The organism is Actinoplanes sp. NPDC048796, from assembly GCF_040650035.1.
Taxonomy (GTDB): domain Bacteria; phylum Actinomycetota; class Actinomycetes; order Mycobacteriales; family Micromonosporaceae; genus Actinoplanes.
Window position 1 is genome coordinate 574,188 of the sequence record NZ_JBEZGO010000004.1, and the last position, 25,519, is coordinate 599,706.

The following is a 25,519-nucleotide window of genomic DNA, read 5'->3' on the forward strand; positions in this document are numbered from 1 at the left end:
TGTCCACATTGGATATAGCGAGGGATCGTATCGATGCGTGATCGCTTTGTCCACGCAGAGCGCGTGTCAGCGGATCTCGCGCAGGGTCCGGCGGCCGGCGGCCAGGGCGACCGCGGCCAGGATCGCCGCCGCGACCAGCCCCGTGGCCGTGAAGACCAGGGGGTTCGGCCACGTGGGCAGGGGAACCTCGGGGCGGGTCAGGCCGGCCAGTGGAAGAGCCCAGCCCGTCAGCCACCAGCCCAGGGCGGCCACGGCCATGCCGGCCAGGACCGCTATCGCCACCAGGGCGGGGTAGGTCCACAACGTGGCCTGGCGCAGGGCGCGCCGGTTCAGGCCCTGGGCGCGCAGGGCCGACAGGTCCTCCACGCGGCGGGCCCGGTCGACCGACGCCGAGAGGATCAGGGCGCCGGCGGCCAGGGCCGTGGCCAGGACCGCGACGATCACGTAGAACCACAGGGCGATGGCCGGGCCCTGGTTGTCGAGCCGGGCCCGGATCTGGGCCGCGCGCACGTCATCGATCACCGACAGGCCCTGGGCCTGGAGGCGGGCCACCACGTCGGCCGGTGCGCGGGCGTTCAGCCAGACCTGGGCGCCGCTGGTCGGGGCGCCGTCGGCGGCCAGGCGGTCGGCGTAGTCGAGGTCGATCAGGACGGCGGGGGCGCCGGCGCCGGGGATGGCGTCGGCCGTGACGGCGACCGTCACCGGGATCTCCCGGGCGTCCAGGCCGCCCACGCTCCGCACCGCGGTCACGCCGGCCGTGGCCACCGGCAGCGGCCAGGGCGCGTCGGCGGGCTGGACGACCAGGCCGTTGGGGAGGTCGTTCAGGGACGTCACGTCGATCTTCAGGCCGTCGGCCGACGTGGCCGCGGAGCCACCCTCGGAGGCGCGCCAGCCGGCCGACGACAGGGAGTGGACCGTCAGCTTCCCGGCGACGTCCAGGGTGCCCTGGCCGCCGGTCAGGCGCAGCGAGTTCAGGGTGCAGCCGTCGGCGCAGGCCGGCACGGACTGAGAATAGGTCTGCCGGCCGTTGTTGATCACGCCGTACGGGACGACCTCGTCGGGGCCGCCTTCGCGTGGGGACAGCACGGCCGTGAGGTCGACGGTCTTGTTCGGGGCGAAGCCGGCGGCCGTGATGTCGAACCCCACGGCCGAGCTCTTCAGCTCGACCGGTCGCGGGGCGGACGGGCGCAGGGCGTCCGCGTCCAGGGCGGGACCGAGCGCGACCCGGCCCAGGCGGGTCGTGTCGACGGCGAGCAGGGCGGGGCGGCCCGGGTCGGTGGTGAGGCGGACCGCGGCCATCGCGTACGCGCCGTCCGGGTCGACGGCGCGGACCGCGTGCAGCAGGTTCTGGCGGCCGGTCGCGGCCAGCGTGAGCACCCGGGTGGCGCCGGTACCCACCTCGGACTCCAGGGCGCGGCCGCGAGCGGCCACGTCGACCGCGGCGCCGGCGTAGCCGACCACGGCGACGGCCGCCGTCAGCAGCGCGAACAAACGGGCCGCGCCCGGCCGCCGGGAGAGCTGAAAGCCGGCCAGGGCGGCGCCGAGGCGGCCGTCGCGCAGCGCGCGGCGGGCCAGGACGGTCGCCCACGGCAGCAGCAGACGGGCGATGACCAGGGCGGCGGCGATCACGATGAGGGCCACGGCGAAGGTGCCGACGCCGATCAGGTCGGCCGAGAGCTGGACCGTGGCCACCGCCGCCAGCAGGACCACCACCGCCTCGACGGCCACGGCGCGGGCGCTGCCCCGCACGGCCGGGGCCCGGCGCAGCAGCTCGGCCACCGGGGTGGCGATCTGGCGGCGCTCGGCGAGCAGGGCGGTCAGCACGGCCGCGCCGGCGGCCACGGGCGCCCAGCGCAGCGAGTCGAGGCCGGGGTCGGCGCCGACGCCCGGGAACCGCCACGCGGCGAACAGGGTGACCAGGAGCTGGCCGGCCAGGCAGCCGAGGATCGCGCCGGCCACGATGGCGACGATGTTCTCGCCGGTCGCCAGCCACCAGCGCTGACCCCACCGGGCGCCGCGCAGCGCGACCACGGCCAGCTCGGGGCGGCGGCCCTCGGTGCCGTAGCCGACGGCCAGGAAGATGGTGAGGCAGGCCAGCAGGACCAGGGCCACGGCCAGCACCGGGACGATGCGGTGGGCGGCCCGGCGGCCCTCGTCGACGCGGGTGAGCAGGTCGGGCAGGCCGGAGCGCAGCTCGACGCCGGCACCCAGGCCGCCCACGTCGGTCCGCAGCTGGTCGAGGCCGGCCTGCAGCGCGGGCAGCCGGTCGACGTCGAGGGCGCCGGGCCCGGCGTACCCGTCGAGGGTCGTCCGCACGGCGCCGTGGTCCATGGTCCGCAGCGAGGCGCTGGTGACGAAGGCGGGCTCGCCGGGGCGGTCGCCGGAGTCGGGGCCGAAGTAGTTCTGGGTGCCCCAGAAGACATCGCCCGGGTCGGTGGCCCGGTAGAGGCCGGCGACCAGGAACTGCTTCGGTTTCCCGGCCGGGACGTAGTCCGGCTCGCGGGGATCCGGGCGTACGGCGAAACTCAGCGTGACCGAGTCGCCCGGCTCGAGCCCCATCCGGCGGCCGGTCTCGGCGCCGAGGACGACGTCGCCCGAGGCGATCGCGCAGCGACCGGCCGTCATCGTCAGGTGCCCGCAGACGTTCTGCCGGAAGACGAAGCGGGTGCGGTCGCGGGTGTCGGGCTCGATGCCGACGGTCGGGTACTCGGCCGAGTAGACGTACGTGAAGCCGCTCAGGCCGGTCAGGGCGGCGCCGGTGCGGGTCAGGTCGACGTCGGAGGGCGTGGACCCGGGCGCGTCCTCGCGATGGTCGACCATCTGGGTGGAGACCTCGATCGCCCGCTCGGTGGGCAGCGCCGTCGCGACCTGGCCGGCCGCGACGGCCCGGTCGGCGGCGCGCAGGTAGGCCGGGGCGGCGACCGCGGCCGCCACGCCGAACAGCGCCAGCAGGGCGACGACCAGGGCCTGGCCGCGGCGGTTCCAGACCATCGCGAGGACCAGGGAGATCATTTCAGGCCTCCCCGCAGGCGGCGCGCGGACAGCCCCGCGGTCACCCCGAGCACGACCAGCCCGGCCAGACAGGCCAGGGCCAGGGGTACGGGCCCGAGCGCGCCCGGCGGCGGTATCACCCGCCAGCCGTCGGCGAAGGGCGGCGCCGTCACGTCCGCCACCGGGCGGGCCACCAGCGCCGCCACCACACCACCGGCCAGGGCGGCCACGACCAGCGCGGCCTGACCGGCGTAGCCGATGGCCAGCGCCGTGGGCCGCGACAGGCCCTGGGTGCGCAGCGCCCGCAGCTGTTCGAGCTGGGCCTCGCGGTCGACGGTGGCCGCGACCGCGACGAGCGCGCCCGCCACCAGCAGCGCGATCGCGACGGTGACCAGGGCGAACGGCGCGGTGACGACCCGGCCCTGCCCGGCCAGCTGCTCGGCCCGGCCGGCGGTGGTGCGGTCGGCCAGCACGGGCAGGCCGATCGCGTCGACCACCGCCGCCGGCGCGTCCTCGGTCAGCCAGACCTGCATGGTGCCGCCCTGGTCACCGGCCCCGGCCAGGCGGCGGACGGCGTCGAGGTCGGTGAGGATCCCGGCCCGGCCGAGGACGGGCAGCACCTCGGGGGTGGCGACGACCCGGACCGGGGTGGCCGGGTCGCCGAAGCGGTCGAGGGAGGCGTCGTCGAACTGCCAGGAGTCGGGGCGCGGGCCGGCCAGGACGATCGGCAGCGGCAGCGGGGTGTCCACGGCGTACACGGCCGTCCCGGCGTCGTCGACGGTGTCGACGGAGAGCCGCAGGCCGTCGCCGGCCGACGTGGCCCGCACGGCGGCGCCGGTGAAGCCGGCCCGCCAGCGGGTGACGTCGGCCAGCTGGGCGCCGGTGAGCACCTCGCCGGCCGGGGTGGAGACGCCGCGCACGGTCAGCGCGCCGTTGTCGGAGCCGGCCGGCGTGTAGAGCTGGAAGCTGACCAGGCGGCAGCCGGGCGCGGTGGCGCAGCGTGGCACGGCGGCGGTCACGCTCTGCGCGCCCCGGTGGATGCCGCGGAACTCGACCTGGACGCCCTCCCCCGTGGCCTCCTGCTGCAACACGGCCCCGAGCAGCGTGGTCGTCCGCCGCTCACTGTCGACGCGGACCGTCATCCGGCCACCGGTCACCACCGGGCCCGGCGGCGACTGCGCCGAGATGTCGACGTTGTCCCAGGCGGACACGGCGGCGAAGCGCGCGGAGTCGACGGCCAGGACCGGCGGCGCGCTGGCGGTGTCGAGGACGGCGGCCATCGCGTACCGCCCGCTGGGGTCGGCCTGACGGACGGCGTACAGAAGCTGGGTCCTGGTCTGTGCCGTGACGGTCAGCACCCGGGCCGCCCCGAGCTCGGCGCCGGCCCGATCGGCCCGCGACGCCCGCCCGGCCGAGAAGACCCCGGCGGTGAGGCCGACCATCGCGATCGCCACCACCGCCAGCGCGAAGACCCGGTCCACGCCCGGCTGGCGCGACACCTGCACCGCGGTCAGCCCGAGCCGGATCCGGCCGGCCCGCAACGCCACCGCGCCGGCCCGGTCGGCGATCCACCGCAGCAGCCGCGCCAGCAGCAGGCCCACCGCCAGCGCGACCATGGCCGGCGCCACCACGCCGAAGCCGGCGCCGCCGTTGCGGGCCTGGAAGACCGCCCCCGCCGCCAGCGCGACCAGCGCGACGTCGACGACGCCGGACCGCCAGTCGCGCCGGTGCGCCGGCACCCGGCGCAGCAGCACCGCCACCGGCGCCCGGGTCGCGATCGCGTCGACCGTGACCAGCACGGCCAGCCCGACGAGGGTGACCGCCAGCACCGCCGCCAGCGACAGCAGGGCCGCGATCCAGAGCTCGACCGGCACCGGCCAGCCGCCGGCGAACGGCCACGCCACCAGCGGCCCGGCCAGCCAGCCGATCAGCGCCCCGCCGGCCAGCGGCACCAGATGCTGCCCGGCGGCCAGGCGCAGGATGGCGCCGTAGGTGGTGCCGCGCAGCTTGAGCAGGCCGGCGTCGGAGCGCCGGTCCCGCCCGGTGAAACGCCCCGCGAGCCCGACCGCGAACCAGGCCAGCAGCAGCGTCTGCCCGGCCGCGACGAGCACGCCCTCGGCCACCGCCAGCCGCGAGCCGCGGACCTGGTCGACCAGCCGGCCGGCCTCGGTGTCCAGGTCGAGCTGGGCCGCCGCGAACCGGGGCCGGGCCGCGTTGATCAGGCCGTTGAGGTCGTAGCCGCCGTCGCCGCGCAGCAACGGCTCGGGCACCTCGACGGCCCAGGCCCGGACGGTGTCGCGCAGCTGCGGCGCGCGGAACGTCTCCCGCGGGGTGAAGAATGGGTCGAGCGAGCCCTGCGACCGGAACAGCTGGTCGGACCAGTACGGGCCGTTCGGGTCGCTCGCCTGGTAGACGCCGGTGACGCGGAACCGCACCGGCGTCGCGTCGGTGACCGCGTGGGCGTCGAACGACGATCCCGGCTGGAGTTTGAGTTTGCGGGCGGCGTCGAGGCTGACCGCCACCTCGTTCGCGGCGGCCGGGCAGGCGCCGGTGATCCGCGCGTGGGCGCAGAACCCGTCCCGGTACGCGGCCGGCATGCCCGAGGCGGAGCCCGGCTTGCCGGGATAGATGTAGGTCATGTCGGCGGCCAGGCCGAGCACCGGCCGCCCCTCGGGCAGCCGCAGCAGACCGTCCACAGTGGCCGCGAACGCGTCCAGCTCACCGGCCGGGCCCCGGCCGTGGGCGAGGATCACGTGCTGGACGGCGGGCGCGTTCCGGACGTCGCTGCCGGCCGCTTGCGACGCCACGGTCAGCCCGTACCAGGCGGCGGCCGACGCGGCCGTGGCCGCGAGCGCGGCCAGGAGCAGCACGAGCAGCGCCTGCCCGGAGCGCCGGCGCACGGCACCCCAGCTCACGTAGTACATCCGCTCCCCCGATGTGCGAATCCTCAGACACTCTCGTCCGGCCGACAGGGTAAGCCAACCCTCGATGCCGATCCGTTACCGGCGATAAGGTCGGGGCATGAGCGTTGATTTCGGGGTTTTCGTGCCGCAGGGCTGGAAGATGGACCTGGTCGAGATCGCCGACCCGGAGGAGCAGTACGAGGCGATGACCGCTGTGGCCCGGGTCGCCGACGCCGGCCCGTGGGACTCGATCTGGTTGTACGACCACTTCCACACCTGGCCCGAGCCGTCCATGAACACGACCTTCGAATGCTGGACCGCCACCTCGACCCTGGCCCGCGACACCAGCCGGGTCAACATCGGCCAGATGGTGGGCTGCAACGGGTACCGGCAGCCCTCGCTCTACGCCAAGATCGCCTCGACCGTCGACGTGGCCAGCAAGGGCCGCCTCTACGCCGGGCTCGGCGCCGGCTGGTACGAGCACGAGTGGAAGGCGTACGGCTACCAGTGGGCGGACGTGCCCACCCGGATGGCCGAGTTCCGCGAGGCCGTCGAGATCATCAACAAGATGTGGACCGAGGACCGTCCCGTCCACCAGGGCAAGCATTTCTCGATCGACGCGCCGATCAACCAGCCCAGGCGCAAGCCGTCGTTCTGGCTCGGCGGCGGCGGTGAGAAGGTCACGCTCAAGCTCGTGGCCCAGTACGCGGACGGCTGCAACGTCGGCGGCGGCGACCCGGCCGTGGTCAAGCACAAGCTGGGCGTCCTGCGCGCGCACTGCGACCGCCTCGGCCGCGATTACGGCCGGATCCGCAAGTCGACGACGATCGAGCTCGACCTGAACCAGTCCACGAAGGACACCATCGCCCACGTCGAACGCCTGGCCGACGCCGGCGCCGACTACGTCCTGTTCTACGTCCCCCGGGTCGCCTACGACCACAGCCACCTGCTGCGGCTCGCCGAGGAAGTCGTACCGCAGTTCTCCTGAGACCCCGGCTTCTCGGAGTACAGCATCCGCTGTACTGTCAGCTCCATGGAGACGGTGACCCACGGCCAGGCCCTGTCCCGGTTCGGCCACGCCCTGTCCGACCCGACCCGCGCCCGTCTGCTGCTGGCCCTGCGGGAGGCGCCCGGCTATCCGGCCGACCTGGCCGGCCTGCTCGGCGCCACCCGGCAGAACCTCTCCAACCATCTGGCCTGCCTGCGCGGCTGCGGCCTGGTGGTGGCCGTGCCCGAGGGCCGCCGGGTCCGCTACGAGCTGGCCGACCCGCGGATCGCGCATGCTCTGACCGACCTGCTCGGCCTGGTGCTGGCCGTCGACCCCACCGCCTGCCCCGACGCCGCCGACGGGTGCTGTTGATGGAGATCTCGCTGACCACTCGACGGCGCCGCGAGGTGCTGGCCCGGCGGATCCGGCTGCTGGTCGCGGCCACCATCACCTACAACGTCGTCGAGGCGGCCGTGGCGATCGGCGCCGGGACGGCCGCCGGCTCGACGGCGCTGATCGGTTTCGGGCTCGACTCGGTCATCGAGGTGTCGTCGGCGGCCGCCGTCGCCTGGCAGTTCGGCGGGCGCGACCCCGAGGCCCGGGAGAAGACCGCCCTGCGCATCATCGCGGTCTCGTTCTTCGCGCTCGCCGCCTACGTCACCGCGGAATCGGCCCGGGCGCTGATCACCGGGCATGAGGCCGGCCCCTCGACCACCGGCATCGTGCTGGCCGCGGTGTCCCTCGCCGTCATGCCCGGCCTCTCGTACGCGCAGCGCCGGGCGGGCCGGGAGCTCGGCTCGCGGAGCGCGGTGGCCGACTCGAAACAGACGCTGCTGTGTACGTACCTCTCCGCGATCCTGCTGGTCGGCCTGATCCTCAACGCGACCCTGGGCTGGCACTGGGCCGATCCGGTCGCCGCTCTGGTCATCGCGGCCGTGGCGGTTCGAGAGGGTCGCGAGGCGTGGCGGGGCGACGCCTGCGGATGCTGCTGAGCCCGAGCAGGACCACCCCGAGCGCGGCCTCGGCGACGTAGGGACGAGGGTCGAGCGTCCAGTGGATCACCGAGCGCCACCCCGGCACGATCCGCGCCGAGACGATCACGATCGGTTCCAGGATCAGCAGCACGGCCGTGACCGGCAGCAGCGCCCGCCGGCCGGCCCAGGCCCCGAACGCGCCCATGACCGGCCCGCTCAGCAGCCCCGACCAGATCCACCGCCGGTTCAGCCGCAGCACGTGCAGCAGATGATCCCGCATGTCCGGCATCTGATCGTCCAGCGTGAGCGTCACCACCACGTAGAACCCGAGCAGCGCCACCAGCGTCGCCACCAGCCCGATCGCCGCGCCCCGCCACACCGACCGCGCGAACATCCCCGGGATGAACGCCACCAGCAGCCACGGCGTGCTGAGGTTTCCGACGGTGTCCCGCACCCCGCCGTGGTCACCTTTGACGAGCGCGCCGAGCGCCCCGAACAGCAGCGCCACCCCGAAGATCCTGATCATGATTCCGCCCAGGCTAACCGCCCGGGTACAGCTCGTCGAAGAAGGCCTTCAGGTCGGTCACCGCCCGCCCGTCGCCCGGCGCGGCCTCGTCGTCCAGGTTGATGTCGCTGCCGCTGCCGCCGCCCATACGGGCGCCGCCGGCGCCCGTGTTCATGTGGCGGACCGCCGCCGCGGCCATCCGACCCTTGGTCTGTTCGGCCGTGAGCTTCACCGACGCGTCGACGGCGGCGTCCGCGTTCTCCTTCGCCTCCTGCTTGGCCTCGGACGCTTCCGCCTTGGCCGACTCGGCCTCGGCCCGGTGGACCTCCTTGCCGAAGATCCAGCCGACAGCGGTGAAGACGATCGCCTCGATGGCGCCGAACACGTAGACCCGGCGCTGCCACACCGTCTCCGAGGTGTCGGCGCCGAAGAACATGAGGGCGGCCAGAACCAGGAAGAGCACGATCAGGATGACCGCCACGGTGAACTGCCAGGTCCATTTCAGGCCGGTCGCCGGTGGGTCGTCGTTGCCAGTCATCACGCCTCCGATTCGTCGTCGTTCCAGGGTTCGTCGAGCTGCCCGGGCCGGAACACCCGGGCGCCGGTGGCCGGTTTGAAGGCCGACTCCCCTCGCGGCTCGAAGACCGCGCCGACGTCCAGCTGCCACTCGTCCCGTACCGGGTCGTATAAGGTCAGGCGCAGGGCCGCCACCGGCACGCCGGGGGGAATCCGCATGTTGTAGACGGAGACGGCGGCCCGGATCGACGCCGTGTTCCCCGCCGCCAGCCGCCGGGGGATCACCAGCCGGCCGTCCTCCGTGACCGGGTCGGTGGGCCCGCCGGGCGGCCGGCGGATCTCGAGATGGTTCGGTGCGATGTCGAACTGGCGCGGCTGAAGGGGCAGGATGATCCGTACGGCCCGCAGCTCGACCGGAACCGGCGGCACGACATCGAATCGCAGCCGTACCCGCATGGTCCCCGGACCGCGCAGCTCGATCTCGTTGTCCTCGTCGCCGCCCAGAGAGACTTCCAGGGCCGGCGGTACGGGGTCGTGGTGCGGCACGTCGAGCTCGAGCACCCACAGGCGGCCGTCGGCGTCGCGGGCCACCGCCGTGTCGTGCACCGCGTCGACGGCCAGGAACGGCGTGGGCCCGGCCACGACGCCGAGCAGCCCCCGATGCCCGTGGTCCCAGAGCCGGATCGTCCCGTCGGCCGACGTGGTGAGCACGCCCTGCTCCGTCCGCCCGCCGACGGCCACGCCGGTGACGGCTCCGGTGTGGCCACCGGCCGGTGCGGCGTCCGGCCCGTCCACGGGAACCCGCCACAGCACGCCGTCGGAGGTGCCGGCGTAGACCGTCGTCGCCCCCTGATCGAAGGCGATCGCCTCGACCGGCGGAGTACCGGCGGCGATGAAGGCGCCGTCCGACCGCATCACCGTCACGCCGGCCCCGGCGGCGACGATCCCCGGGCTCTTGCCGGCGCGGGCCACCGTCACCGCCAGCGCCCGGGTGTCCTTCGGGATCCACATCGCGGCGCCGCCGGCGCGCGGTTCCCACCGGTCCAGGCGGCCGTCCCGGTCGTAGACCCAGAACCGCCGCCGGTCCGGCCGTTCGACGGCGAGGAGTTCCTTGTCGTCACCCGGCCACTCCTCGTTCTGGTGGAGGAGCCGGCCGTCCTGCCAGACGACCGCCAGCGTGTCCTCGCCGGCGGGGCCGGGCTCCCGGATCAGGCCGACGGCTCGCGGGGGCGACTCGCTCATGGCGTACGGAATCCACAACTGACCGTTGTCGAGCGACAGCGAGCCGGCGCCCCGAGCGGTGCCGTAGGCGACGCGGCGGCCGCCGGCCGAGAGGGCCAGCGCCCCCAGCGCCACCGGGCCGGCCGGCGGTGGCCAGTCCCGAACCGGGAACGCGGCGGCGCCACCGGCGTGCAGGACGACCACACACCCGTCGGCCGGGCTCCAGGCCAGGCCGTGGACGGGCGGCTCCACCCCGCCCGGGCGGACGTCGAGTCCCCGCGCTCCAGCCGCGTCCCAGGCGGTCAGCCGCCCGCTGCTGCCGGTGGTGGTCAGCGAGCCGTCGCACCAGACGGCGTGCTCGATCGCCGGCCCACCGGCCGCCTGAAGCGGTGTGCCGCCGACGGTCCGGCCCCGCAGCTCCCAGCGGTACAGCGCCCCGTCGGCTCCGGCCGTCACCACAACCTCGGTGCCGGGCTCCGCCGCAACCGGTACCACCGCTGTCACCGCGGCCTCGTGACCGGAGAGCACGCCGAGGTCGGCTCCGGTCGCCGGATCCCACCAGCGCAGCCCGCCCTTGGCGTCACCGGTGACCACCGCGCCGCCGCCGAGCACGACAAGGTGCCGAACGGCCGCGTGGTGCCGGCTGTAGACGCGCCGGCACACGCCGGTGGCGGGGTTCCAGACACGGACCGTCCCGTCGTCCCCGGCCGACACCAGACCGGCGCCGGTGACGGCCACGGCACCGGCCCGCGCCGCGTGCCCCAGCATCACCCGGGTGGCGATCGAGCCGTCCGCCCGGCGGCTGAGAACGGCCACCCGTCCGTCGTCGAGACCCGCGACGAGCAAGCCTTGCCCGGCGCCGAGACTGGTGACCGGGCAGGGCAGGACCGCCTCGGCCGGCAACCGGGAAGGCGGCCCCGAGGCCGAACCGGCGATGTACACCGCCGGGCCGTCGGCGACGGCCAGTGACCCGTCCCAGTCCGCCGCCGCGGCCGGCCCCGACAGCGTGACCGGCCCGAGCGAGGTCTCCGGGAAAGACCCTTCCCCCAGTACGCCCCAGGCGCTCGCGACCGCGAGGCCGCGGGATCCCACGACGGCGGCCACGCTGTTCGGCCCGGTGTGCTTCCAGGCCGGGGCCAGGGCATCGAGGTCGTACACCACGCGGACCCGCAGCGCCGGCGGCCAGCCGTCGGCGACCATGGCGTCGGCGAGGTCGGCGGCGCCCAGTTGATACAGCGCGTTGGCCACCAGGTCGGTGAAACGCCCGGGTTCGGCGGCGAGGGCGGGCGCCACGACCCGGACGGCCCGGGCGACGGTTCTGGCGTTCTCCCGCGAGCCGCCTGTGAACGTGGGGTTGCCGTCCCCTCCGACAGAGCCGAGCAGGTCGAGGTCGGCCAGCACCGCGCCGACCCCGTCCTGCCGCTGGCGCCGGTCGAGGAACGCGGCGTTGACGGCCAGTGACTCCTCCACCGACCCGATCGCGCCGATGTGGTGCACCACGGCCGCCGCGATCTGATAGGGCGTCGCCGCGGCCGGGTCCCGGTGCGGGAAGGCGCCGGCGTGGGCCGCGTGGCCGTCGCGGATCCCGTCCGCGCCGAACCGTTCCACGAACGCGTCCCGGACCGACGGGTGGGTCAGCGTCCACTCGTCACCGTCGCGGCGGGCCAGGCCGTCGTGTCCCATGGCCCGGAGCACCGCGTCGTCGCCGGTGACCAGGCGCGCGTCGACGCCGGTGAAGCCCGGCTGGGCGACGACGACCGCCGCGAGACCGCGCCGCGTCGCCGGATCGGCGTACCGGTCCAGCACATCGTCGATCCGGGCCGTCAGCGACACCGGGATCGTGTCCAGCCCGGCCGCACCCACCGGCTGGCTCACCAGCCAGTCGACGATGGCCGCGAGCCGGCCCGGCACGGAGCCGGCCCGGTCGACGAGCCGGGCGAACGCGGCGCGGGCCGCCTGCGTACCGCCGAGGACCAGCCGGAGCTCGTCCAGGCGCTCGGACAGCATCGCCTGGCACACTTCGCCACTGTTCATCGGGTCGAGCCGGACGACAACCGTGTCCCGGCGGTTGATCAGGTAGCCGTCCCGGCAGGTGAGGAGCACCGCCACGTCGTGGCGATCCGCCCATGGAAGGCCCTCCGGCACACCGGAAACGCCGTCCAGGGCGACGGTTCCGCGAGAGGCGGCGCCGGCCAGCTGCGCGTCGAGGGAGGCGTCGACCCGGTCCGGCCGGTCCCACGTCGCCCGATGTCCGTAGAAGTGCTGCGCCACCGGCTCACCGTCACGCCGCAACCGGTCCAGCACGGCGCCGAGCAGGACGCTCTTGCCGATGCCGGGCAGACCGGTGATGACAACCCACGACGGCTGGCGCAGATACTCCAGAATCTCCTCGATCTCCCGCTCGCGCCCGAGACACGGGCGCAGGGCGGCCCGCGCCGCCGAGAAGTCGATCCCGCGCGTGGCCGAGCCCAGCGCCACCCCGCCGGGCCGGGTCAGCCGGAACTTGTCGCCGGTCAGCGCCTCCAGTTCGACGCTGTCCACCCGCAATTCGAGCGGCACCTGCTCGTCACGGCGGAACCGCACCCGGCGGTGGTGTGTGCGCACGGTGTCGTGCCAGTGCGCCTCCAGCACCATCGGGTCGGTGTCCGGCACCTCGATGAAGACGGCGTCCTCGGCCGCCGCGTTGACGATCAGGCCGGCCGCGGTGAACCGTACCGGCACCGGCCTCGGGCGGATCCCGGCCACGCCGAGCAGCCACGGCATCCAGGCGCCGGCGATCGCCGGGCGCTCGTCGAGGTCGAGGCGCCCGTCGAGGCGGGTGCCGGCGCTGAGCCGGGCGATGACGCCGGCCTCGGTGCGGGCCGCGGCGCGCGGCATCCGGGCGAGCGCGCCGAGCAGCCAGCGCGCCGTCGAGACCGGGTCCGTGCCGGGCGCGTCGCCGGTGCGCAGGCAGGCGGTCGCGGCGAGCAGCAGCTGCTCGACCCGCTCGGGGCCGTCCGGCTCGTCCTGGACCAGGAGCCGGTTGATCTTCTCCTCCAGCCGCAGCGACCAGTGGTCGTCGGCGTGCAGGGTGGCCACGACGTCGCACGCGGCGTCGCGCAGCGGCCCGTATCCGGGCCCGGCCAGCTCGGCCTGAAGGACTTCGGCGACCTCCGGGCGGAACGAGAGGGCGACCGGCGACGCCGAGGCCAGCAGCTCGCTCGTCCACAGGTCCGCCTCGGCCCCGACGTCGGCGTGCGGAAGAAGCAGCCGCATCTGCCGTACCAGTGCCGGCTCGATCCGGATCGCCGTCGACAGCAGCACGGCGAGATCGGCGGCGGCCGGGCTGGCCGCACGCAGCCGGGCGACCGCCGCGACGGCGGCCCCGGCCGGGCCGGGCGGGGTGCTCATCGTCCCCGGCCGGCCACCCGGCCGGCCCCGGTGCGCGCGGTGCGGATGGCGTCGGCCACGCTGGTGCCGCGGTCCCAGGTCAGGATGGGCAGGACGGCCCGCAGCGCCGGCGGGTAGCGGCGGGTCGGCAGCGGGGCCAGGGCGACGACCTGGTGCCCGGACTCGCGCAGGCGGCCGGCGAAGAGCCGCCACCGGTTCTGCACCTCGGCCCGCCGGCCGGCCGGCGCGCACGCGCCGAGGTCGGACAGGACGATGACCGGCTGCCCGGTCAGCGGCGGCCGGTACTGCCGCCAGGTCCAGACCGGCCCGGGTCCCGCTCCCGGCGGGTCGAGCGGGGTGGTGGCGAACCGCAGGACCTCGAAGCCGTCCGGCCCGGCGATGCGCTCGAGCCGCTGGACGACCTCGTCCTGGTCGTTGACGAACGGGCGCATCCCGTCCCCGTAGTCCACCAGCACCTGCAGGCCGCGCCGGGTCGTCACGGTCACCGTCATGGGCAGCGCCCGGATCGGCTCCCGGCGCGCCATCCGGTCGACCAGCTCGTCGAGGTCGATCGCATCGGTCGCGACGGGACCGCCGCACAGTGCGGACAGGATCGCCCGCTGCCGCCCCGGCGGCAGCAGCGAGCCCGGTTCGAGGCGGGCGGCCGGGGTGTCATCAGGCAGCTTCGTCATACCGGCCATGGCCAGCGCGGGCGAGATCAGGGTGGCCCACTCGGTCTCCTTCACCATGGCGACGACCGCGTGGGATTCCAGGCCGAGGATCGGCCCGCCGCTCGTCCCCGGCGGAAGCTGGGCGTCTTGGAGGCGGACGAGTGGGCCGGAAACCTCGGCGGCGACGGCGCCGCCGAGGAGAGGGCCGGCCGGGTTCACACCCACCGCCAGGAGAGCTTCACCCGGCGCCGGAGGCTCCGTGGCGATCGGCAGTCGCGGAACGGAGGTACCGGCGGGCATGGCGACCCACAGCACCGCGACGTCGGGCAGGGCGAACCGTCCGCCGGCGTCCGGCCGGGCCGGCGACAGTTCCACGCGGAACGGATCCAGAAGGTGTTCCCGCCACCGGACCCGTGGGCGCGCCGACCGGCCGACCACATGCGCACAGGTCAGCACCACTCCGGGAGCGATGAAGAAGCCGGATCCGGCCACCTGCTCCGAGACGATCGCGACCGTCGCCTCGCGGACCAGATCGGCGAGGCCGTCCCCGCGCAGCCGGGGGTCGTCGAGGACGTCGGCCAGGGTGGGCAGCCGCCGCGGCGGGTGGTCCCGCGCGCCCGTGCTGCCCGGCTCCCGTTCGACCAGGGGACGGCCGGCGGGCTCCTCCGGCGGCGTCGACACCGACCGGGCGACCTCGCGGGCGGTCGGCGGCGCCGCCGGCGCCGAGCGGCGCCGGGCGACCACCGGCGCGGAACCGGCGGCCGGCGCCTCCCCGGCCGTGCCCACCGGCGACGGACCGGCCGGCGGCGCCCCGATCAGGCCGAGCAGTTCCAGGATCCGCCGCGTGGTGGCCGGGTCCGCGCTCAGGCGCCGCGCCGCCCGCACCGCGTCGGCGAGCCAGACCGCCGGCGGGGGTGCCAGGGGCCGGCCGGTCATCAGCGTTCCTCGGGCTGAATGGTCATCATCTTGGCCAGGAGCAGCCCGGTCAGCTCCTTGAAGGCCGCCGAGCCGGTGTCCAGCCCGAGGCCGCGGCAGGCGGCCAGCGCGTCCAGGAACTCGGCGACGCTGGGCGGCGGCTCGTACTGGGCGATCCGTTCCGCCCGCAGCCGCAGGTATTCGCCGCGCACGGCCTCGAGCAGCGGATCGGTCAGGTCCTCGAAGTGGGCCCGGGCTATCGTGTCGAGCCGGTCGGGATCGGGCTGGCGCAGGCCGAGGATGACGCAGCGGCGCAGGAACGCCCGCGGCAGCTCCCGCTCCTCGTTGGTGGTGACGATGATGAGCGGCACCCGCCGGGCCACCACCCGGGGGCCGTCGGTGACCCGGAACTGGTAGCTGCCGAGCGGCACCAGCAGGTCGTTGGGCACGTCCGGGTCGGCCTTGTCGATCTCGTCGATGAGCACCACGGCGCGTTCGGCGGCCGGGTTGACGACCGCCGGGTCCCGCGCCGGCTGGAGGTCTCCGGCGCTCTGGTCGAGCCCGCGCCGCCGGGCCAGGTCGGGGTCGAACGCCCACCACAGCACGCCGGGCTGCAGGTAGGCGGCGCGCGGCGGCATCGGCTCGCCCTCGCGCACGGCCTGCGCGTCGGCCAGCCGGGCCACGGTGTCGAACGTCCACAGCAGATCCCGCGCCGACGTGCGCGAGGAGACGGTGTCGGCGTAGAACCGCCACCCGAGCCGCTCGGCCACGCTGCGGGCCAGCGTGCTCTTGCCGGTGCCGGGATGGCCGCGCACGAGCAGGGGCCGGCCCGCGGCCAGCGCCACGTTCACGGCCAGGACGATGTCGTTGTCGTACACGTAGGGCAGGGAGTCGCTCGTACCGCGATCGCCGAGCCGATAGGCCCGTTTCTGGTCGAACGGCTGCTTCTCGAGGCGGGGATCGAACAGCGGCCGGTAGCCGCCGGTACTGGTCATGGCTCCTCCTAGGTGACCCGATGATCCGTCGGCAGCCCGATCTGCTCGAGCAGGTCCTTGCGGGAGTTGAGACCCCACCACTCGCCGTCGGCGTCGATGGCCGGCACCACGTCGAGAAGGATGTCGTCGGCGCCGTCCGGCAGCACCACGTCGCGCTTGCGGATGAGGATCCGGAACCCCTGGAACTCGGTGCGCAGCGCGGACAGGAAGGCGGTGTCGGGATCGCCGTCCACGCGTACCTGGAGGTAGACGTTCTGGGTGCGCAGCCGTTGCCGGAACGCGTCCCGGAACTTCTGCCACTCCCGCTCCCCGGCGCCGAGGCAGCGCAGGATCTCGGTACGCACGTCCCGCACCAGCTCGTCCGGTGGCCGTCGCGGCTCGGCACGGGCGGCCGAGGAGGGCCCGCCGGGCTTCTTGACCTCCCACGTGTCGTCCTCGACCGCGCGGCGCAGCAGCAGGCCCAGCGTGACCTCCTCGTCGGTGCCGACCCGCAGCACGCGCGGCTCGTCGGCCGCCGATTCGACACGGACGAGGTGGGCGGCGTCGCCGGGCACCCACCAGGCGAGCGGCCGGTTCATGGCCAGGCTGCACGCGACGTGGTCGAAGATGAAGATGATCGACTCGGGGTCGAGGGCGCCGCGCGCCGCCAGCAGGGCGGCCGCCAGGTCGTCCAGGGTGAGGCAGAACAGCCGCCGGGCGACCCATTCCGGGATGTCGGCGGCGGCCACCGTGGGCGGCGGGCCGAGCCGGTTCGCGAGCAGGCTGACCGCGCCCTCGTGGGACAACAGCTGGGCCAGGACCCGGTCCGGCAGGCGGCCCAGCATGGCCTGGCCGTTGCGGACCGCCCGCAGGGTGTCCGCGTGGAACTCCGCGTTGCGCTGGGCCAGGGGCTCGGCCACGATGGCCAGGGCGTCCGCGATCGGCGTGATCCACCCGCCCAGCTCGGTGTCCCGGCCCTGGGTCGCCTTGGCCATCCCGAAGACCTCGTACGTGCCGAGGTTGAGCACCGGCCCGCCGCTCATGCCCGGCGCGAGCTGGCCCTGCTGCACCCGGATGAACTGGCCCGCCCGCGCGTTCGCGACCGTGAGCCGCGACCCGTCCGGTTCCGGGCGCCCGGTGCGGACCCGGTTCATCCCGTACGCCCAGACCTCCTCCCCGGGCGACGGCAGATCGGTGCCGATCGGCACGCAGATCTCCTGCTCCGGCCCGGGCACCTCGACCTTGAGCAGCGCCGCGTCCGGGAAGCCGAACCGCTCGTCGGCGTCGGCGGCCGCCGGCAGGACGTGCTTCTCGATCGGGGTCAGCTCGGAGCCTCGCCACAGCACCCGGGGGCGCGTCGCTTTCGCGACCACGTGGGCGCAGCTGAGCACCCATCCGGGTGCGACGAAGAAACCGGATCCGTACGGCACCCGCCCGCCGGCCTTCTCGGACGTGATGACGACCGTGGCGGCGCGCACTAGCTCGACGATCCCGTGATGGCCCAGCATCACGCCGAAGCGTACGGCCGGGAACCGCCCGGACCGGCCGCTGAGTCGGATGGTTGCCTCTCGCCCGGCCGGCCCGGCCCACCGGCCGGGAGCGCGGATCGAGTCGCCTGACCCTCTTGTCAGCTACGGAATCAGTGGGAAGATGGCACGCGAACAGTGGAGATCCTGCGTCTGGAGACCGTGTGACCGCCAAGACCGTGCTGCACAACTTCATCGGCGGCGAGTCGGCCGCGCCGGCCGAGGGCCGATACGAAGACCTCATCGATCCCGCGACCGGCGAGGTGTTCGCGTCCGCTCCCGTCTCCGGCCAGCCCGACGTCGACCGGGCCATGGAGGCCGCCGCCCAGGCCTTCGAGACCTGGCGCGACACCACTCCCAGCGAGCGCCAGCGGGCCCTGCTCAAGTTCGCCGACGCCGTCGAGCGCCGAGCGGACGACCTGGTCCAGGCCGAGTCGCGGAACACGGGCAAGCCGCTGGGCCTGACCGCCAGCGAGGAGCTGCCGCCGGCGGTCGACCAGCTGCGCTTCTTCGCCGGCGCCGCCCGCCTGCTCGAGGGCCGTTCCGCCGGGCAGTACCTCAACGGCTACGAGAGCTACGTGCGCCGCGAGCCGATCGGCGTGGTCGCCCAGGTCACGCCGTGGAACTACCCGCTCATGATGGCCGTCTGGAAGATCGCGCCCGCGCTGGCCGCCGGCAACACCGTCGTGCTCAAGCCGTCGGACACGACCCCGCTCACCAGCGTGATGCTGGCCGAGATCGCCGCCGAGTTCCTGCCCGCGGGCGCGTTCAACGTGGTCGTCGGCGACCGGGACACCGGCCGGCAGCTGGTCACCCACAAGACCCCGCAGATGGTCTCGATCACCGGTTCGGTCCGGGCCGGCATGGAGGTCGCCTCGGCCGCCTCCGCCGACCTCAAGCGCACCCACCTCGAGCTGGGCGGCAAGGCCCCGGTCGTGGTCTTCGACGACGCCGACGTGGAGGCGGCGGCGGCCGCGATCGCCGAGGCCGGCTACTTCAACGCCGGCCAGGACTGCACCGCGGCCACCCGCGTACTGGCCGGCCCCCGGGTCTACAGCGACTTCGTGGCCGCCCTGGCCGAGGCCGCGAAGGGCACCAGGACGGGCGCCGCCGACGACGAGGACGTCCTCTACGGCCCGCTCAACAACGCCCGCCAGTTCGACCGGGTCTCCGGCTTCGTCGACCGCCTGCCCGACCACGCGGTTCTGAGCGCCGGCGGCTCCCGCGTCGGCGACCGCGGCTACTTCTACTCCCCCACCGTCGTCTCCGGCCTGCGCCAGACCGACGAGATCATCCAGGACGAGGTGTTCGGCCCGGTCATCACGGTCCAGCAGTTCTCCGACGAGGACGAGGCCGTCCGCTGGGCCAACGGTGTCGAGTACGGCCTGGCCTCCTCGGTCTGGACCACCGATCACGGCCGCGCCATGCGGATGACCCAGCGCCTCGACTTCGGCTGCGTCTGGGTGAACTGCCACATCCCGCTGGTCGCCGAGATGCCGCACGGCGGTTTCAAGCACAGCGGCCACGGCAAGGACCTCTCGGTCTACGGCCTCGAGGACTACACCCGCCTCAAGCACGTCATGCACAGCCTCGGGTGAACACCTGAGACGGCCCGGGCCGTTTTCGGTCCGGGCCGTCCTTACAGGCAGAAGGGGTACGCCTTCTCGGGCAGTACCGGGGAGCTCGGGGGCGGCCTGAGCGTCCGGTCACGGCCGTTGCGCCCCTTTCGCGTGGGGCGCGGGGCCGCGCTGAAAGAGGACCCACCCGCTAACGTGAACAAGTGATCATGCCGCTGCCGCCGGACGACCTGGTGGACCGCACCGATGAGCGGGCCCGCCTGGGCAAGCTGCTCCTCGAGACCCCGGCCGGCGGCACCGCTCTGCTCATCGAGGGCGTGGCCGGCATCGGCAAGACCGCGCTGGCCCGCGACACCGCCGCCCGGGCCCGCGAGCGGGGCTTCCAGGTGCTGCTCGCGCGCGGCGTGCAGAGCACCGCCGGCGCCGGTTTCGGCGGCCTGCACGAGCTGCTGTACCCCATCCTGGACCGGGTCGCCCTGCTGCCGCCGCGGCAGCGGTCCGCCCTGCTGGTCGCCTTCGGCCAGGAGGAGGGCCCGGCGGCCGACCGGATGCTGATCAGCCTGGCCACCCTGAGCCTGCTCGAGGAGAGCGCGTCCACCCGGCCCCTGCTGATCCTGGTCGAGGACCTGCACTGGCTCGACCGGTCCAGCGCCGAGGTGGTCGCCTTCCTGGCCCGCCGGCTCGGGGCGGTCCCGGTCACCCTGCTCGCGATGACCCGTACCGACGGCTCCTACCCCGACTGGAGCGGCTCCTTCCCGCACGTGCTGCCGCTGGACGCGCTCTCCGAGGAGTACTCCGGCGAACTGCTCGACCGGGTCGCTCCCGGCCTGGGCGCGCCGTCGCGGGAGCGGATCCTCAGCGCGTCCTCGGGCAACCCGCTCGCCCTTCAGGAGCTGCCGGCGGCCCTGCGCGACCGGGACCTGCCCGGCTCGTCCCGGCTGCCGCTGACCGAGCGGCTGGAGCAGGCGTTCCTGTCCGAGGTGGGCCAGCTGCCCCCGGCCGGTCAGCGGGTGCTGCGCCTGGCCGCGGCCGGCGAGGACGCGACGGCCGCCGAGCTGGTGGCCGCGATGGGTGTGCTCGGCCTGGACCGGCTCGACCTCGACCGGGTGGAACGCACCGGCCTGCTGCGGATCGTGAACGGCCGCCTGGTGTTCCGCCACCCGCTGCTGGCCTCGGCCGTGCAGGGCGCGGCGTCGTCGGTGGCCCGCGCCGAGGCCCACCGGGCGCTGGCCGAGGTGTCGGCCGACCCGGTGCGGGTGGCCTGGCACCGGTCCGCCGCCACCTACGGCTGGGACGAGGACGTGGCGGCCGGCCTGGACGCCGTGGCGCTGGCCGCGCAGCGGCGCGGCGCCCACCACGAGGCGATGGTCGCCTACCGCCGGGCCGCCGAGCTGTCACCGGCGGCCGACCGGCGCGTGCACCGCCTGGCCGAGGCCGCGGAGGCCGCCCGCCGGGCCGGCCTGACCGCCGAGGCGGCCGAGGTTCTGCAGGAGGCGCTGCCGGCGGCCGAGACACCGGCCGACGTGCGCGCCCTCGCCCGTACCGAATGGCTTCTCAGCATGACCGCGAGCCTGCCCGGCCGCGGCGCCCGCGACCTGGTCCGGCTGGCCGGCCCCGGCTCCGACCGCCCGGTCGAGGTGCTGCTGTGGGCGGCCACCAAGGCGTTCATCCTGCAGGAGCCGCCGGACGTGCGGGAAGAGGTCCGCGCCGCCCTGGAGCGGGCCCCGGCCGAGACCCGCGACGAGCCGCTGCGCGAGATCGGTTTCGTCCTGCTCGACCCGCGCCACGGCATGGACGCGCTCCGCTCCGACCTCGGCGTGATCCTGCCCCGCCTCCTCGAGGAGCAGGCGGAGATCGTCAACGTGCTCGCCTTCGCCGCCGAGGGCCTGGGAGACTTCGAGACGGCCGAGCGCTGCTGGACGGCCGCCGTCGACTTCCACCACGCGTCCGGCCGGATCAGCGACGAGGCGGTCACCGTCTGCGGGCGCGGGATGATGCGCGTCGCCACCGGCCGGATCGCCGACGGCCTGGCCGACAGCGAGCAGGCGCTGCGGCTGTCCCTCGACTTCGACCTGCAGATCGTCGGCGCCATCGCCGCCGCCGCCGTGGCCGTCGCCCGGGCCGTCCGCGGCGAGGACGGCGAGGCGGCGGCGGCCCTGGAGCAGGCCCGGCAACTGCTCGGCTCGGCCCCGTTCGCCCGCGTCCAGGCGGTGATGGCATGGGCCGCCGGCCTGCTCGCCCTCAACGAGGGCCGCCCCCAGGACGCGCTGACCGCCCTGGCCGGCACCACCGTGAACCCGCCGGTCGAACTGTGGGCCGGCCCCGACCTGGTGGAGGCGGCCGTGCGCGCCCAGCGCCCCGGCGCCGCCGGCCATTGGCTCGAACTGGCCGAGGCCGCCATCGCCGCCTCGCCCTTCCCCGACCGCCTGGCCCAGGCCCGCGACCGTTCCCTGGCCCTGCTCGGCACCGAGCCCCGCGCGCACTTCGAGGCCGCGCTCGCGCACGGCGCCCGGGCCGGTTCCCCGCTCGATCTGGGCCGCACCAGACTCGCGTACGGCGAATGGCTGCGCCGCGACCGCCTCATCGCCGAAGCCCGCACCCAGCTCACCGAGGCCGTCGACCTGCTCCGCGCCGCCGGCGCCACCCCCTGGGCGACCCGGGCCGAGGCCGAACTGGGCGCCACCGGCGGCGGCTCCGGCGGCCGCCAGGCCCGCCGCGACGCCGGCCAGCTGCTCACCTCGCAGGAGCTGCAGGTGGCCCGGCTGGCCGCGCAGGGCCTGACCAACCGCGAGATCGCCGACCGCGTCTACGTCTCCCACCGCACGGTCGCCGACCACCTGAGCCGAGCCTTCCTGAAGCTCGGCATCTCCCGCCGCTCCCAGCTGAGCTCCGCCCTCGAGCAGTCTTGAGCCCTCTCATCGGTCGCCGGGCCGACCTCGACACCCTGATCGCCGTCCTCGGCACCCCCGGCCGCGCGGTGGTCCTCGAAGGCCCCGCCGGCATCGGCAAGACCACCCTGGCCGAGGCCTTCATCCGTACCGCACCCGGCCGTGTCCTGCGCGGCACCGGGGGCGCCCCCGACCCGTACGCCGGGCTTCGCGCTCTGCTGTTGCCTCTGGCCCCCGCCGCGGCCTCCCTGCCCACCCCGCAACGCGACGCCCTCCGCGCCGTCCTCGATCCGTCCGCCGGCGCGCCACCCGAGCCGCTCCTGGTCCACCTGGCCACCCTGAGCCTGCTCGCCCACCACCCGTCGCTGGTGGTCGTCGACGACGCGCACACCTGGGACCGCCTCAGCCGGGCCACGCTCGCTTTCGTCGTACGCCGCCTCCCCGGCACCCCCGTCGCCGTCCTGGCCACCGTCCGCTCCGGCCCGCTGTTCCCCGGCGAGGACGCCGTCCACCTGAGCCTCGGCCCGCTACCCCGCTCCGACAGCGAACAGCTAGCCGACCTGATCGCACCCCGGCTGAGCGCCCCCTTCCGCCGCCGGGTCCTGGCCGAGGCCGGGGGAAACCCGCTGGCCCTGCGCGAGTACGCGGCCACCGCCGCCGCCCTGCACCGCACGGGAGCCGAGGCCCCACCCCGCCTGCCGGTGAGCCGCCGCCTGGAACGGGCCTTCCTCCCCGAAGCCCTGCCCACCCCGAGCCGCACCCTCCTGCTGCTGGCCGCCGCGGCCGGCGAGAACACGTCGCTCCCCGAGATCCTGGCCGCCGGCGCCCGAACCGGCGCCACCCCCCAGGACCTCGCCCCCTTGGAGAACGCCCGGCTCATCACCCTGACCCCCCAGGCCGTGACGTTCACCAACCCACTGATCCGGTCGGTGGCCTACGGCGCCGCCACCCCCACCCAGCGCGCCGACGCCCACCGCACCCTGTCCGCGGTAGCCACCGACCCGGTCCGCGCGGCATGGCACCGAGCCGCCGCAACCACCACCCCCGACGAGGCGGTAGCCACCACATTGGAGGCCGCCGCCTCAATAGCCACCCACCGTGGAGCCACCCACGAGGCGGTGGCCGCCTTACGCCGCGCCGCGGCCCTGTCTCCCACCGAGCCCGCCCGCGCCCACCGCCTGGCGGTCGCCGCGGAGCTGGCTCGCCGCTCAGCCCTCCCCACGGAGTCCCAGTCCCTGTTGACCGAGGCCGCTTCCTTACCGTCCACCCCCGACGACGCGGTCGCCCAGGCCGCCACCCAGACCTTGCTGTCCTTCCAGACCGGCGCCCCATACCACCCCCTCCCCACCCTCACGCCCTCCTCCAGCGCCACCCCAACGGCCGCCTCCACCTCGCCCTCCGGCGCCGCACCCGCTGCCGTCTCTCGCGCCGCGGCCCCCTCCGCGACCCCTCCCACCGCCGCACCCTCCCCCACCGCCGCACCCCCCGCGGCCTCCCCCACCGCCGCACCCCCCGCGCCCTCCCCCACCGCCGCACCCTCCGTCGGTGCGCCCAGCGCCGCCTTCACCACCGCACCCTCCGCAGCCGCGCCCTCCATCGGTGCGCCCACCGCCGCGCCCTCCGTCGGTGCGCCCACCGCCGCGCCCTCCGTCGGTGCGTCCAGCGCCGCCTTCACCGCCGCCGGCGAACTCCGCTTGCTGGCCCTCGCCGCCTTCCGCGCCTGGACCACCGGCCAGACCTTGAGCCCCTCCGCCCCCGGCCCGGTGTCCTGGCAACGCGACATCGCCGACGCCCTCGGCAACCCTCCCGCACATGCCCGAAATATCCGGCACCGCCGGAGCGCCGGCCACGACACGGCGTTCGCCTGGGCGTTCGACGGCGCCGGCCGCGAACAAGAGACAGGCCGCGGCCAGTGGCTGCTCCTCCTGGCGTACGCCGCCGAGGCCCAACACGACCCCGACCTGGCCGCCCGCTGCTGGCAGCAGCTGTCCGCCCTCCATCACGCCGCCGCCGCCACCGCCGACGAGGCAACCGCTCTGACCGGCCGCGCCCTGACCCGCATCCTCACCGGCGACCTCCGCGCCGCCACCGCCGACAGCGAACAAGCGTCAGCCCTGGCCGAGGCAAACCACCTCCCCGCCCTGGCCGCCCTGGCCTCCGCCGTCTCAGCCCTGGCCCACACCCACCGTGGCGACCACCCCAAAGCCGCCACCCGCCTCACCGCGGCCACAGGTTTCACCACCGCGGCCGCCCTCCACATCAGCACCGCCTCGACAGATCTCGCCACCGCGGCCGCCGTACACACCGACACCACCTCGACCGGTCACGCCACCGCGGCCGCCGTACACACCAACACCACCTCGACCGGTCACGTCACCGCCGGCGGGTACCCCACGGTGATCACCGCGCGGGTTCGCTGGGCGGCCGGGATTCTGGCGCTGGCCGAAGGGCGCTATGCCGACGCCTGGCGCGAACTGTCCGAAGTGAGCGCCCACCCCACGACCGGCCTGTGGGCGATCGCGGATCTGGCCGAGGCCGCTCAGCACCTCGACAACGCGCCCGAGCTCAAGTCGCAGCCCAAGCCGAAGGCAGTCGCAAGCGCGGAAGCGGTGACGGAACCGAAAGCGGTAACCGAGCCGGAAGCAGTGACCGAGCCGAAAGCGGTAACCGGGCCGAAAGCAGTGACTGAGCTGGAAGCAGAGTCGAGGCCGGAAGCGGGCACGACGGCCCAAGCGGGCACGACGGCCCAAGCGGGCACGACGACCCAAGCGGGCACGACGACCCAAGCGGGCACGACGACCCAAGCGGGCACGACGGCCCAAGCGGGTACGACGGCCCAAGCGGGCACTATGGCCGAAGCGAACGTGGAGGCTCGGGTGGCGGCCGCGGAGGAGCAGGCCGCCGCCTTTGGGTCGGCTCACCTCTGGGCGCTTGTGCATCGGGCGCGCGCGATCATCACCGCGGGGCCGGAGGCTGAGCGCAGTTTCGAGCAATCCTTGCGGTACGCGCGTGAGGCCGGCAACGTCTGGGAGCGGGCGCGGACCGAACTCGCCTACGGGGAGTGGCTTCGGCGGCGGCGCCGCATCGTCCGGGCGCGGGACTTCCTCAACGCCGCGCTGGGGGCCTTCCGGGACGCCGGGGCGTCCCGGCTGGCCGACCGGGCGGCGCTGGAGCTGCGGGCGGCCGGTGTGGCCGTCTCGCCGGGCGGTGCCGCGAGCGCGCCGGCCGCCGGCCTGACCTCGCACGAGGAGCAGATCGTGCGGCTGGCCGCTACGGGCCTGACCAACCGTGAGATCGGCGAGCGCCTGCACCTGTCGCACCGGACGGTCGGCACGCACCTGCACCGGGCGTTTCCCAAACTGGGTGTGAAGAGCCGAGCCCAACTACCCGCGGCCCTGCAACGCCTCGACCAGGCCAAGCCGCCGGAGAAGCTCTGACCGCGGCCCCGCGCCCCACGCGAAAGTGGCCTGACGGCCCTGGCCAGAGGCTTCGATCGCCGTG

Annotated in this window: 14 protein-coding genes; 6 read left to right on the forward strand and 8 right to left on the reverse strand. The window is 75.0% G+C overall.

Annotated features, from left to right (window positions below; genetic code table 11):
* Window positions 1-66: 66 nt before the first annotated feature.
* Together AB0C26_RS21355 and AB0C26_RS21360 are read right to left on the reverse strand one after the other, a co-directional pair.
* The gene (locus AB0C26_RS21355; RefSeq protein ID WP_360249831.1) at window positions 67-3,012 is read right to left on the reverse strand and encodes an FtsX-like permease family protein; all 2,946 of its coding nucleotides are present in this window, start codon (window positions 3,010-3,012) and stop codon (window positions 67-69) included.
* On the reverse strand, window positions 3,009-5,915 hold the full coding sequence (locus AB0C26_RS21360; protein WP_360249834.1) for an ABC transporter permease: 2,907 nt from the start codon (window positions 5,913-5,915) through the stop codon (window positions 3,009-3,011). The genes AB0C26_RS21355 and AB0C26_RS21360 overlap by 4 nt, the downstream gene beginning before the upstream one ends.
* 97 nt (window positions 5,916-6,012) lie before the next feature.
* Here AB0C26_RS21360 and AB0C26_RS21365 point away from each other — a divergent pair, with 97 nt between their 5' ends.
* Genes AB0C26_RS21365 through AB0C26_RS21375 form a run of 3 tightly spaced genes read left to right on the forward strand, consistent with a single transcriptional unit; the run spans window position 6,013 to window position 7,874 of the window.
* Window positions 6,013-6,882 carry a TIGR03560 family F420-dependent LLM class oxidoreductase gene (locus AB0C26_RS21365; RefSeq protein ID WP_360249837.1) on the forward strand — a complete coding sequence of 290 codons (870 nt, stop codon included), beginning with the start codon at window positions 6,013-6,015 and terminating at the stop codon, window positions 6,880-6,882.
* 45 nt (window positions 6,883-6,927) lie between these two features.
* Window positions 6,928-7,254, forward strand: a complete 327-nt coding sequence (locus AB0C26_RS21370) for a metalloregulator ArsR/SmtB family transcription factor (protein ID WP_360249840.1) — start codon at window positions 6,928-6,930, stop codon at window positions 7,252-7,254.
* Window positions 7,254-7,874, forward strand: a complete 621-nt coding sequence (locus AB0C26_RS21375) for a cation transporter (RefSeq protein WP_360249843.1) — start codon at window positions 7,254-7,256, stop codon at window positions 7,872-7,874. Before AB0C26_RS21370 ends, AB0C26_RS21375 begins: the two co-directional genes overlap by 1 nt.
* Here the strand turns inward: AB0C26_RS21375 and AB0C26_RS21380 are convergent.
* The 6 genes from AB0C26_RS21380 to AB0C26_RS21405 are packed head-to-tail and all read right to left on the reverse strand — an operon-like array spanning window position 7,807 to window position 17,535.
* Window positions 7,807-8,382, reverse strand: a complete 576-nt coding sequence (locus AB0C26_RS21380; RefSeq protein WP_360249846.1) for a DUF6518 family protein — start codon at window positions 8,380-8,382, stop codon at window positions 7,807-7,809. The two genes, AB0C26_RS21375 and AB0C26_RS21380, sit on opposite strands and share 68 nt — an antisense overlap.
* Before the next feature lie 13 nt (window positions 8,383-8,395).
* Entirely contained in the window at window positions 8,396-8,899 is a 504-nt protein-coding gene (locus tag AB0C26_RS21385) for a hypothetical protein (protein WP_360249849.1), read from the reverse strand.
* Complete coding sequence (locus AB0C26_RS21390) at window positions 8,899-13,488, reverse strand: AAA family ATPase (RefSeq protein ID WP_360249852.1); 4,590 nt, start codon at window positions 13,486-13,488, stop codon at window positions 8,899-8,901. The genes AB0C26_RS21385 and AB0C26_RS21390 overlap by 1 nt, the downstream gene beginning before the upstream one ends.
* Window positions 13,485-15,074 (reverse strand): trypsin-like peptidase domain-containing protein, encoded by a 1,590-nt coding sequence (locus tag AB0C26_RS21395; protein WP_360249855.1) that lies wholly within the window; start codon window positions 15,072-15,074, stop codon window positions 13,485-13,487. Before AB0C26_RS21395 ends, AB0C26_RS21390 begins: the two co-directional genes overlap by 4 nt.
* Window positions 15,074-16,048 carry a MoxR family ATPase gene (locus tag AB0C26_RS21400; RefSeq protein WP_360249858.1) on the reverse strand — a complete coding sequence of 325 codons (975 nt, stop codon included), beginning with the start codon at window positions 16,046-16,048 and terminating at the stop codon, window positions 15,074-15,076. The genes AB0C26_RS21395 and AB0C26_RS21400 overlap by 1 nt, the downstream gene beginning before the upstream one ends.
* Before the next feature lie 8 nt (window positions 16,049-16,056).
* A complete protein-coding gene (locus AB0C26_RS21405; RefSeq protein WP_360249861.1) occupies window positions 16,057-17,535 on the reverse strand; it encodes a serine protease in 1,479 nt (492 codons plus the stop codon).
* A gap of 182 nt (window positions 17,536-17,717) precedes the next feature.
* Here AB0C26_RS21405 and AB0C26_RS21410 point away from each other — a divergent pair, with 182 nt between their 5' ends.
* From AB0C26_RS21410 to AB0C26_RS21420, 3 genes are all read left to right on the forward strand, one after another.
* On the forward strand, window positions 17,718-19,151 hold the full coding sequence (locus AB0C26_RS21410) for a gamma-aminobutyraldehyde dehydrogenase (protein ID WP_360249864.1): 1,434 nt from the start codon (window positions 17,718-17,720) through the stop codon (window positions 19,149-19,151).
* Window positions 19,152-19,339: 188 nt separating this feature from the next.
* Window positions 19,340-22,039 carry a LuxR family transcriptional regulator gene (locus tag AB0C26_RS21415; protein ID WP_360250024.1) on the forward strand — a complete coding sequence of 900 codons (2,700 nt, stop codon included), beginning with the start codon at window positions 19,340-19,342 and terminating at the stop codon, window positions 22,037-22,039.
* The gene (locus AB0C26_RS21420; RefSeq protein ID WP_360249867.1) at window positions 22,036-25,455 is read left to right on the forward strand and encodes a LuxR family transcriptional regulator; all 3,420 of its coding nucleotides are present in this window, start codon (window positions 22,036-22,038) and stop codon (window positions 25,453-25,455) included. Before AB0C26_RS21415 ends, AB0C26_RS21420 begins: the two co-directional genes overlap by 4 nt.
* The last annotated feature ends 64 nt before the right edge of the window (window positions 25,456-25,519 follow it).

What these genes read in the sequence shown, in the direction of transcription:
- AB0C26_RS21385 (WP_360249849.1), bottom strand. Translation starts at nt 8,899, where the DNA reads ATGACTGGCAACGACGACCCACCGGCGACCGGCCTGAAATGGACCTGG.
- AB0C26_RS21390 (WP_360249852.1), bottom strand. Translation starts at nt 13,488, where the DNA reads ATGAGCACCCCGCCCGGCCCGGCCGGGGCCGCCGTCGCGGCGGTCGCC.
- AB0C26_RS21400 (WP_360249858.1), bottom strand. Translation starts at nt 16,048, where the DNA reads ATGACCAGTACCGGCGGCTACCGGCCGCTGTTCGATCCCCGCCTCGAG.
- AB0C26_RS21365 (WP_360249837.1), top strand. Translation starts at nt 6,013, where the DNA reads ATGAGCGTTGATTTCGGGGTTTTCGTGCCGCAGGGCTGGAAGATGGAC.
- AB0C26_RS21415 (WP_360250024.1), top strand. Translation starts at nt 19,340, where the DNA reads ATGCCGCTGCCGCCGGACGACCTGGTGGACCGCACCGATGAGCGGGCC.
- AB0C26_RS21395 (WP_360249855.1), bottom strand. Translation starts at nt 15,074, where the DNA reads ATGACCGGCCGGCCCCTGGCACCCCCGCCGGCGGTCTGGCTCGCCGAC.
- AB0C26_RS21355 (WP_360249831.1), bottom strand. Translation starts at nt 3,012, where the DNA reads ATGATCTCCCTGGTCCTCGCGATGGTCTGGAACCGCCGCGGCCAGGCC.
- AB0C26_RS21360 (WP_360249834.1), bottom strand. Translation starts at nt 5,915, where the DNA reads ATGTACTACGTGAGCTGGGGTGCCGTGCGCCGGCGCTCCGGGCAGGCG.
- AB0C26_RS21380 (WP_360249846.1), bottom strand. Translation starts at nt 8,382, where the DNA reads ATGATCAGGATCTTCGGGGTGGCGCTGCTGTTCGGGGCGCTCGGCGCG.
- AB0C26_RS21370 (WP_360249840.1), top strand. Translation starts at nt 6,928, where the DNA reads ATGGAGACGGTGACCCACGGCCAGGCCCTGTCCCGGTTCGGCCACGCC.
- AB0C26_RS21405 (WP_360249861.1), bottom strand. Translation starts at nt 17,535, where the DNA reads ATGCTGGGCCATCACGGGATCGTCGAGCTAGTGCGCGCCGCCACGGTC.
- AB0C26_RS21375 (WP_360249843.1), top strand. Translation starts at nt 7,254, where the DNA reads ATGGAGATCTCGCTGACCACTCGACGGCGCCGCGAGGTGCTGGCCCGG.